Source organism: Bacillus cereus group sp. BfR-BA-01356 (genome assembly GCF_022663635.1).
GTDB lineage: Bacteria > Bacillota > Bacilli > Bacillales > Bacillaceae_G > Bacillus_A > Bacillus_A cereus.
This window is the reverse complement of the sequence record NZ_JAKUFX010000183.1, coordinates 1-9,407: the sequence shown is the minus strand read 5'-3', so window position 1 is coordinate 9,407 and position 9,407 is coordinate 1. Positions and strand designations below refer to the sequence as shown.

Here is a 9,407-nt window from a genome sequence, read left to right as displayed (position 1 = left end):
ATCTAGAAATATCTTGAGACGTCCAAGTATTTTCTTTATTACTGGACTCTTATTAGAGAGTAAAACTAAGCCTGAGATAGGGCTTAAATATTAATATACGAGGGGGAATAGTAATGTTACATGATGTATACAAACCAAATCGTCACTGGAAGGATATCGAATTATGGAAAGATGTTACTGAAGAGCAATGGAATGATTGGGTTTGGCAATTAACGAATACGATCAAAACGTTAGATGACTTAAGAAAAGTGATTAACTTAACACCTGAAGAAGAAGAGGGCGTTAAAATTTCAACGAAAACGATCCCGTTAAACATTACACCGTACTATGCTTGGCTAATGAATCCTGATGATCCACGCTGTCCGATTCGGATGCAATCAGTACCGATTTCGGAAGAGTTATATAAAACAAAATATGATTTAGAAGACCCGCTTCACGAAGACGAAGATTCACCAGTTCCAGGGCTAACACATCGTTATCCGGACCGTGTACTATTCTTAGTAACAAATCAATGTTCTATGTATTGTCGTTACTGTACACGTCGTCGTTTTAGTGGACAAATTGGAATGGGTGTACCGAAGAAACAATTAGATGATGCAATTGCTTATATTCGTGAAACGCCACAAGTACGAGATGTATTAATCTCCGGTGGTGACGGACTTCTAATTAACGATAAAATTTTAGAATATGTATTAAAAAATTTACGAGAGATTCCGCATGTTGAGATTATTCGTATCGGAACGAGAGCACCAGTAGTATTCCCACAACGTATTACAGAAAACTTATGTAACATTATTAAAAAATACCATCCAGTATGGTTAAATACACATTTCAATACATCTATTGAAATTACTGAAGAATCGAAAAAGGCATGTGAAATGTTAGCGAATGCTGGTGTTCCAGTCGGAAACCAAGCAGTAATTTTAGCTGGTATTAACGACAGCGTTCCAATTATGAAAAAACTTATGCATGACTTAGTAAAAATCCGTGTACGTCCATACTACATTTATCAATGTGACTTATCTGAAGGTATCGGTCACTTCCGTGCACCAGTATCTAAAGGTCTTGAAATTATTGAAGGTTTACGTGGACACACATCTGGTTATGCTGTTCCGACATTCGTTGTTGATGCGCCAGGTGGAGGCGGTAAAATTGCACTTCAGCCAAACTATTTAATCTCACAAAGTGCAGATAAAGTTGTGCTTCGTAACTTTGAAGGTGTTATTACGACGTATCCAGAGCCAGAGAGCTATATTCCAGGAAGAGCGGAAGGATACTTTAAAGAGATTTATCCGAACTACGAAGAAAAACGTTCAGATGTTGGTATCGCAGGTCTTATGAGCGATAAGAAATTTAACCTCGTTCCAGACGACTTACAGCGTATGAACCGTCGTAAAGACTACGAAGATAATGATACTCATGCATCTTTAAAAGATAAACGTGATAAGCGCGATCAATTAAAAGATAAAAAATATCAAGCACAGATGGCTAAGTTAGAAGAAAACGACAAAAAAACTGAGGGTGATGCAGTATGAATTGTATGTGGTGTGACAGTACAGAAGCGAAAGAAAGCTTGAATACTGTATATTGGGAATTACCAGATGGTACGAAAGCCATTGAAATCCAAGAGACACCATGTATTTCTTGTTCCTCGTGCGGGATGGACTATCAATCAGACCATACAGTAAAAGAAATTGAAGATCAATTATTCTTAATTTACACGAAAGATCTACCAAAACAACTAACATATGAAGAATTAATGGGAAGACCGCGTCTATTAAAAAGAAATTATTTCGACTTTTAACCAGCTTTTATGCTGGTTTTTTTCTTTTTTGCCTTGTATAATGTACCCAAGTTAGAAAGGTAGGGAATATTTTTGAAAAAGACATTTTACCATTATATGATGAAGCATCGTGCAGCTTTATTTAGAAATGAAATTTCAGATTTAGCAGAGGCGATGTATGATGATTTAAGTTTTCCGAAGCAATCTGAAGACTATGATGAAATTAGTTCATACTTAGAGTTGAGCGGAATGCTAGAAAGTATGTCTATATTTGATGAAGCCTGGGATTTATACATACAAGATAGATAAAAACTATTTGAAAACATACAGAATACATTACTTTATTTAAAGTGAAGTATTCTGTATGTTTTTTATTATGAAATTTGTTGATTTGAAGCTAGTCTAGTTACTAGCTTTTTTTGAGTGCAATGTAAATTTTATAAGATTATATTTTTTATTGAAAAAATTTATGAATATAAGCTTCTGTGATAAGCGTTTTTATGTAGGTTGCATATACTGATATCAAAATCACGACGTCAAAAAAAGGAGCGATAGAGATGGCAAGAAAAAAACAACCTAAATACAACGTAGGGGACATAGTCGTGATTACGCTATATGGAACCGTTGGGAAAATCACAAATATGAAGGTTTTAGATGGAGTTTATGTATACGAAGTCAATAATCACGATGGGTTTTACGTAGAGCAAACATTGCAGCACGTTACAGAGCAAGATATGAAAAAGGGCGATACGGAGTGGATTGAATTAAATTATAATTTCACGTTTGGTGATCTTGTGCAAGTAACTGGATATGATAAAGATGTTTTCCGTATTGTTGGTTTTCGTACAGAAGTATGGAGATATAAGAATGATGCATGGGAAGATACAATTTATGAATTGTCACGGATTACGGATGGTGAATGGTTAGAAGCGGATGAATCAGATTTAACGTTACTCGCCAATGCTCAAACGGCAAATGCAATTTTGAAGAAAATGAAACAAGATAAAGCAGGTATGAATAAATTAGATTTAGGAAAGTTAAAGTCAATTAACAACTCGAAAAAAGTGAGTGTTAAGACGAATCGTCAAGAAATCATTGATGGATTACTTGATATTTATAACGATTATCAATTATTGTTCGATACATTTAAAGATGAAGAATATAAAATTGTAATGGATGTTGTTCATAATTATTTAGTTAAATTGACAGAGAAAAAATAGTTAACTAGAAAGAGAGAATAAATTGAACAACAACATATGCAGTATAAGGTATGCCTACAACTATTAAAAAAATAAAAAGCCACTTTATAAGAGAGTCTGCCCATTGATCTTCATGCATGAACTCTTCTTTTGTTTGTCCTACTTCATATTGATTTTCCATTATTATTTCCCCCTTTGAATAGCTTGTACTACAATCGTATGCATCTCGTCCAAAGCTTATGACCTATAAAAAAATAAAATCTATTTTTCTAATCTCATATACATAATTTTGAGATTTTTTCATAAAACAGAAATAAAGGAGTGATGCTCATGAAGGAAATTGAAGTCGTGATTGATACGGAAGAGATTGCGGAGTTTTTTTATGAGCAACTAATTGAAAGAGGGTACGTCCCAAAACGAGAAGAAATTGAAGATCTCGCAGATATTACATTTGAGTATTTATTAGAGAAATGCATGATTGATGAAGTTTTTGATGAAGAGGATGAATGAAAGTAACGACGGGCATAACTCGTCGTTTTTTACTCTTTACAAACCTGTCACAAATATAGTCAATAATTATTGGTATAATGAAAAGGAAATTTTACTCAAGAGGTGAAGGAATGTTCAAAAAAATTATTGATTCTTTATTAGGAAAGAAAAAATATCGTTCGTATTCAAGTAGTGATTATCGTCGTAGAGGGCGCTCGTATTCAAGTAGCGATTATAAACGACGTTCATCTGGTTATGGACATCAACATTATAAAAGAAAACGTAAAAGCCGTAGCTTCTTTTCAAGTAGCTGATGAAATGGCGTCGTGTACTAGCATTATTTGATAGACCACTGCGAAAAAATACAATTGTTGCAGAGCGTTATAAAATTGAATCAGTAATTGGAATGGGCAGTTATGGGGTTACATATGTCGTTAATGATTTACAAATAAATAGATATAAAGTCTTAAAACAATTAAGACAAAGTAAACAAAGATATGAGTCTGGTAGAAAATCATTTGAACAAGAGAAAATGATTTTACAAACATTAAATCATCATGCAATTCCTAGTCTATATGATCATTTCCTATGGGAGAAAAAGAGCTTCTTTGTGATGGAGTACATGCCTGGTAAAAATTTTGAAGATTATATTTTCATAGATGGGTATGTATATACAGAACGTGAAGTTTTTGAGATTTTATATGAAATATTAGAAATTGTATCGGTGTTTCATAGTGAAGGCATTATTCATCGAGATTTACGCATTCCAAACATACTAATGAAAGAAAATCAAATTAGTATTATTGATTTTGGATTGGCTAAATGGAAAGGTGAGGATGATGAGCGAGCTACAACTTACGAAGGTGAACAAGCTTTGATGCGAGAAGTTCACTTTCGTAGCGACTTTTATGCGCTCGGTCATTTCTCATTATTTTTATTATATGCAGGATATGAATCTAATGAAAAACAGGAAAAACCATGGTACGAAGAATTAACTTTGGAACATTATAATCGCGAAATGCTTATGCGAATGTTACAAATAAAAACGCCGTACTATGAGAATGTACAAGATTTAAAACAAGATGTAGCTTCTGCTTTAGAAAGGATGGAGACTCCATGTTTCAAAAGTTTTTAGCAAGCGTTGGTATTGGAAGTGCAAAGGTAGATACTGTTCTTGAAAAAGATGAGTATATTGTTGGGGAAGAAATAGTTGGAAAAGTTCATATAACTGGAGGTTCAGTTAGCCAACAAATTGAAAGCATTTACTTAACATTATCAACGTCGTATGTACGAGAAGTGGATGATAAAAAAGTAACAGCAACATATGATTTAGAGCGAGTACGCTTAACAGAACCGTTTTCTGTAGAACCGAATGAAAAAGTTGAAATTCCATTTTCTTTTCCAATGCCAATTGAAGCACCACTTACACTTGGTATGAAAACGGTTTGGATTCATACAGGTCTTGATATTAAACGTAGTATAGACCCAAGTGACCGCGACTACGTTCAAGTGTTACCTAATGCATTATTAAGTAGTGTTTTAGATAGTGTAAAGGAATTAGGGTTTAAAGCACGTCATATAGAATGTGAAGAATTACCGCATCGATTACGTAAGCAAGTTCCATTCGCACAAGAATTTGAGTTTATTCCGGTTTCTGGAGAGTACTATGGGAAATTAGATGAATTAGAATTATTAATCTTGCCACGTGCATACGACCGATTAGAAATAATTATGGAAGTAGATAGAAAATCACGTGGATTAGCTGGTTTATTCGCTGAGGCACTTGATCTTGATGAGAAGGTGATTCGTTTTACCGTAACAAGAGAAGATATCCCTGAGATGAAGCGGAAAATTAATAATTATATTTTTTAATAAACTATGCATAAAAAAGAAATGGAGAGGAAAACTAAAACAACCGCTCCATTTTTTTGCATAGTGAGGTTATGTATGTGAAACGATATCGACATTTATACTTGCTAAGTTTTACGTTACTCATTTGTTTTGTCGTATTATCACTTTCGTATCATACCGCTTGTATTGAGAACTTTGACAATATAGTCGCACATTTTATTCAAAGCTTTCGAAACGATTATTTGACGACCTATTTTACTTGGGTGTCTTTTATCGGTTCCAAAAGAATATATTTTCCATTACTCATTATTCTTGTAATGTATTTTCTCGTTAGAAAAAAGTTGCTTAGTGCGTTACTTCTAACAATTAATTACTACGGATCTCGTTATTTAAACAGTATGCTTAAACTATGGTATGAACGAGCAAGACCTGATGTTACGCAGCTTGTTACTGCAACTGGATATAGTTTTCCGAGCGGTCATACGATGAATGCTACTGCTTTTTTAGGATTTATTGCATACGTCACAATTACTGAAGAGCGTATTTCGTTGCATAAAAAATTGTTAATTATTCTTATAGCAAGCTTTGTTGTATTATCTATTTCAGTTAGCCGAATATATCTTGGCGTGCACTATCCATCTGACATATTAGCAGGATGGGCAGCTGGCGGTAGCTGGCTCGTTTTATGTGTTATATTCCATAAAACGTTCATAAAAAAAGAACCTATGTCATAATAGGTTCTTTTTTCATTGGCTCAACATGAATGTGTGCATGGTAAATTCCAAATTTTTTGCGCAGCATAGCTTCGATGTTGTCGGTAATACAGTGACTTTCTCCAACATCCATGCGAGCATCTACTTCAATTGTAATATCAACGTACGTTTGATTCCCATACATACGTGCTCGAATATCTACAATGTTTTCCACACCGCCAATATGCTCAATAGCATCAGCGTATTCTTCCATTTTATCAGGATCAATTCCATCTGTTAGCATATGAGAAGATTCTACGAAAATCTCCCATGCAGTTTTACAAATAATAAGACCGACAATTAAAGCGGCAATAGGGTCTAAAATAGGCATTTGGAACTGAGAACCGACAATACCTACTACGGTACCAATACTTACGAGTGCATCTGATAAATTATCCTTTGCAGCGGCTTCTAATGATTTACTTTTTGTTCGTGCTGCAATTTTTTTCGTATACAAATACACGCAGTACATAACGACAGCAGAAAATAAAGCAACCCATGCAGCGAGCACATTAGGCGCTGCTTGTTTCGGATTTAAGAAAGATTGAATGGCACTAATAACAACTTCTAATCCGACTGTCGCCATAATGAAGGACGCAACAAGTGATGCGATTTGTTCGGCACGCGAATGCCCATACGGATGATCTGGATCACGAGGTTTACGAGATATTTTTAGACCAATTAATATCGCTAAAGAAGCACCGATATCCGTTAAGTTATTTAAACCGTCAGCGCGTAATGCGCTAGAGAGGGTAATATAACTGATGATGATTTTCATAGAGGATAAAAATATGTAGGCCATAATGCTGACAATAGCACCTTTATCAGCTTCTTTATGAGAAAGAGTATCCATTTTAATCACTCACCTTTCTTTAAAGGAATTTCTTTCTATAAATAGAGTATCAAACGAAAGTCGTGTGGGTCTATACAAACATTGTTGACGTTTTATAGCTTTTTAAGAAGGGGATAACAAAGTTTCGTAAAGGAAAAATATGTTGAAAAGTACAAAGTCAAGGTGTGAACCTAATTGGAGTTTATTTACTAAAGAGATAGGAGGGTAGATGGATGAGGAAACGAATACTTTTCTTACTACGTATTATTCTTATCATGACAAGGTGTAATTCATTAAACGATGAAAAACTTCAAAAGATAATTGTGAAAATAGATGAAAACCCTCTGAAAAATATTTTCCAGAGGGCTTTCATTTTAGTATGCTTCTAAAAACTCAGTAACTTGCTCTTCTGTTTTTGCATTAGCACTATGTAAGTGGCCTAGCTTCTCACCGTTTTGGTATACAAGTAAACTTGGAATACCCATTACTTGATACTCTTCAGCGATACTTGGAAACTCATCTTTATTGATAGAGTACCATTCAAATTTATTGAACTCTTCCATTACATCTCCGATAAAGTTGTCCATACGTACGCAATCTGGGCACCATGTAGTAAAGAACTTAACAACTACAGGCTCCTCGCTTGCGATGATGTCTTTGAATTCTTGTTCTGTTTTAATTTCTTTCATAAGTAAAACTCCTTTCAATATCACACGAATTTATATGCAAAATTCGTATTTGCAAACATGTTGCAAACTTATTATTTGTTTTTTAGTTTTGTAGTTCGTTCACACTTATAAAATTATATGTAACATGACTGCGCTACTAAGTGTGAAAATAATGGAACCTCACTTTTCTTTATAAGCTTTTTCCAGGATTGTGTCAAACTTTTGAATTTTATACAGAAATTAAAGAAGCCCACACTTTGATTGAGTATGGGCAGAGGGACTAAAATTAATCGCTTATTAATTTCGAATAGATATTTAAATCGATAAGCTTTCCAGCTGATTTTTCGCTCTTTCTCAGAATCCCTTCTAGATTAATTAACTTTTATTATACAAGAAAATTACTACATTGAACAAAGGCGTTAATTGGAGGTAACGAAATGACAAACTCATCAATTGAATATTGCGTTCAGTGTGATTAAGAAAGTGGTGTATAAAGATGGGACGAGATGAGAGTTACTTCCAAACTAAAAAAAGAGTAGATAATTTAAAAACATTTTACATTCATTTAACCATCTACATACTAGTCAATCTGATGCTTTTTTTACTTTTTAAGTAGTGAATTAGCTATTTTTTATTTTAATTACAAAAATTGAATAAGGTTAGAAATTATATGGTTGTAATGGGAATTGAGGGATATGAATAAAAAAATTTTATCCCGCTATTTGTCGGGCAGTAATACCCCCACCTCAAAATTCAGCGGAAGCAAAGAAGTTAGGTGGGGTCGGGCTGCCAGTAAAAGCCCGATTGGTGAGAGCTGATTAAAGTTTCACTTTATTAGGGATTTGCCTTAAACATTTATTACAGTCAAGAATATTTATAATAATATGAACTAAAAAAGGTCCAATTTTTGTAATGTTGGAGGGGATTATTGTGGACATAACTCAAAGCGTATCAAGAATAGTGGTTAATGGGAAAGGCCTTTCTTTCACTTCAGTTCAAACCTCTGCATGGAATCATGGACCTGTAAATGATTTAATCGTTACGACGAATCAGAGAGTGAATGAGCTTTATCAATTCATGTGGTCGCAAGTGCCGGTTACGATTTCGGTATATTTCCTTCAAGGAGCGGATTTACTGAGGTTCGTTAGGGTTGCGGGAATTAATGAGCGTGTAACAGGAGAATATGTATATCATTTCATTTGGTGATAAGAAGGAGTCAAAGTAGTCTAGCAGCTACTTTTTTATTTTGTCATTTGAATATAAGCGAGCGGACTAGCTTTATAGTACCCACTGAAATAAAGAATCATAATATAATTTGTAATAAATTATACGGGAAGGGAGCTGAAAATCATGTTTTATTCATATTTTAATTCTGAAACTGGTATGCGACCAGCATATGGTACATCTATAACGTATAGTGGAGCACAAAGTACAGTCCAAGCTATTCAACAAGCATTGCAAATGCAACAACAAATGCAAATGCAGCAGCAAGGAGTACAACCATATTACTCATCCGTAGAGTATTTTTACCCAGTACATCATGTTACACCGTACGGAAGTTCTTTTCTTACTATTCCATATGGAACTATATACAACTTATAACTAGTAAGGAATGAAGTGGTGTATATAAATAAGGGTGCAGATTAATAGCGCCCTTATGAATAATAAAAATAGCTAGTCCAAACCTTATAAATCAATCTTACATAATATATAGTAATAAGTTTGAAAGACCTGCGGTAGTATGTCAACTGAAAAATAATATCTTTTGAAGTTATCAAAGGACAAATTGCTTAAAAAAGACATCACGAAACTAGACCAGTATTTTATGTAAAA

Annotated in this window: 14 protein-coding genes and 1 pseudogene; 12 read left to right on the top strand and 3 right to left on the bottom strand. The window is 34.1% G+C overall.

Going from position 1 to position 9,407, the window contains the following annotated elements; all coding sequences use genetic code 11:
• Window positions 1-113: 113 nt before the first annotated feature.
• The 4 genes from kamA to MR168_RS30920 all read left to right on the top strand — a co-directional run bounded on the left by kamA (window position 114) and on the right by MR168_RS30920 (window position 3,003).
• Window positions 114-1,535: a lysine 2,3-aminomutase gene (gene kamA / locus MR168_RS30935; RefSeq protein WP_000902142.1), complete on the top strand. Its 1,422-nt coding sequence runs from the start codon at window positions 114-116 to the stop codon at window positions 1,533-1,535.
• Entirely contained in the window at window positions 1,532-1,804 is a 273-nt protein-coding gene (locus MR168_RS30930; RefSeq protein ID WP_000995763.1) for a YokU family protein, read from the top strand. The genes kamA and MR168_RS30930 overlap by 4 nt, the downstream gene beginning before the upstream one ends.
• A gap of 72 nt (window positions 1,805-1,876) precedes the next feature.
• Entirely contained in the window at window positions 1,877-2,092 is a 216-nt protein-coding gene (locus tag MR168_RS30925; protein WP_000750717.1) for a YozE family protein, read from the top strand.
• A 248-nt stretch (window positions 2,093-2,340) separates the two neighbouring features.
• The gene (locus tag MR168_RS30920; protein ID WP_000101499.1) at window positions 2,341-3,003 is read left to right on the top strand and encodes a hypothetical protein; all 663 of its coding nucleotides are present in this window, start codon (window positions 2,341-2,343) and stop codon (window positions 3,001-3,003) included.
• Between the two features lie 4 nt (window positions 3,004-3,007).
• Here MR168_RS30920 and MR168_RS30915 read toward each other — a convergent pair whose 3' ends face one another.
• Window positions 3,008-3,163: a DUF3930 family protein gene (locus MR168_RS30915; RefSeq protein WP_000431486.1), complete on the bottom strand. Its 156-nt coding sequence runs from the start codon at window positions 3,161-3,163 to the stop codon at window positions 3,008-3,010.
• A 149-nt stretch (window positions 3,164-3,312) separates the two neighbouring features.
• On the opposite strand from MR168_RS30915, the gene MR168_RS30910 reads away from it, so the two are divergent.
• The 5 genes from MR168_RS30910 to MR168_RS30890 all read left to right on the top strand — a co-directional run bounded on the left by MR168_RS30910 (window position 3,313) and on the right by MR168_RS30890 (window position 6,056).
• Complete coding sequence (locus MR168_RS30910) at window positions 3,313-3,492, top strand: YozD family protein (protein ID WP_000658451.1); 180 nt, start codon at window positions 3,313-3,315, stop codon at window positions 3,490-3,492.
• A gap of 110 nt (window positions 3,493-3,602) precedes the next feature.
• Window positions 3,603-3,785: a hypothetical protein gene (locus MR168_RS30905; RefSeq protein WP_000473371.1), complete on the top strand. Its 183-nt coding sequence runs from the start codon at window positions 3,603-3,605 to the stop codon at window positions 3,783-3,785.
• Window positions 3,785-4,606, top strand: coding sequence for a serine/threonine protein kinase (locus tag MR168_RS30900; RefSeq protein WP_000872063.1), 822 nt, complete (start codon window positions 3,785-3,787; stop codon window positions 4,604-4,606). Before MR168_RS30905 ends, MR168_RS30900 begins: the two co-directional genes overlap by 1 nt.
• The gene (locus tag MR168_RS30895; RefSeq protein WP_086385973.1) at window positions 4,588-5,343 is read left to right on the top strand and encodes a sporulation protein; all 756 of its coding nucleotides are present in this window, start codon (window positions 4,588-4,590) and stop codon (window positions 5,341-5,343) included. Before MR168_RS30900 ends, MR168_RS30895 begins: the two co-directional genes overlap by 19 nt.
• A 77-nt stretch (window positions 5,344-5,420) precedes the next feature.
• Complete coding sequence (locus tag MR168_RS30890) at window positions 5,421-6,056, top strand: phosphatase PAP2 family protein (RefSeq protein ID WP_000833370.1); 636 nt, start codon at window positions 5,421-5,423, stop codon at window positions 6,054-6,056.
• Here the strand turns inward: MR168_RS30890 and MR168_RS30885 are convergent.
• Together MR168_RS30885 and MR168_RS30880 are read right to left on the bottom strand one after the other, a co-directional pair.
• Entirely contained in the window at window positions 6,046-6,927 is an 882-nt protein-coding gene (locus tag MR168_RS30885) for a cation diffusion facilitator family transporter (protein ID WP_000380385.1), read from the bottom strand. The two genes, MR168_RS30890 and MR168_RS30885, sit on opposite strands and share 11 nt — an antisense overlap.
• Before the next feature lie 353 nt (window positions 6,928-7,280).
• Window positions 7,281-7,595: a thioredoxin family protein gene (locus tag MR168_RS30880; protein WP_000658787.1), complete on the bottom strand. Its 315-nt coding sequence runs from the start codon at window positions 7,593-7,595 to the stop codon at window positions 7,281-7,283.
• 475 nt (window positions 7,596-8,070) lie between these two features.
• Between MR168_RS30880 and MR168_RS30875 the strand changes: the two are divergent.
• The 3 genes and pseudogenes from MR168_RS30875 to MR168_RS30865 form a co-directional block, all read left to right on the top strand.
• Window positions 8,071-8,181: pseudogene (locus MR168_RS30875) on the top strand (2TM domain-containing protein); the annotation flags it as partial.
• Between the two features lie 323 nt (window positions 8,182-8,504).
• A complete protein-coding gene (locus tag MR168_RS30870) occupies window positions 8,505-8,780 on the top strand; it encodes a hypothetical protein (protein ID WP_140159343.1) in 276 nt (91 codons plus the stop codon).
• A 144-nt stretch (window positions 8,781-8,924) separates the two neighbouring features.
• Complete coding sequence (locus MR168_RS30865) at window positions 8,925-9,176, top strand: DUF3947 family protein (protein ID WP_000500100.1); 252 nt, start codon at window positions 8,925-8,927, stop codon at window positions 9,174-9,176.
• Window positions 9,177-9,407: the final 231 nt, after the last annotated feature.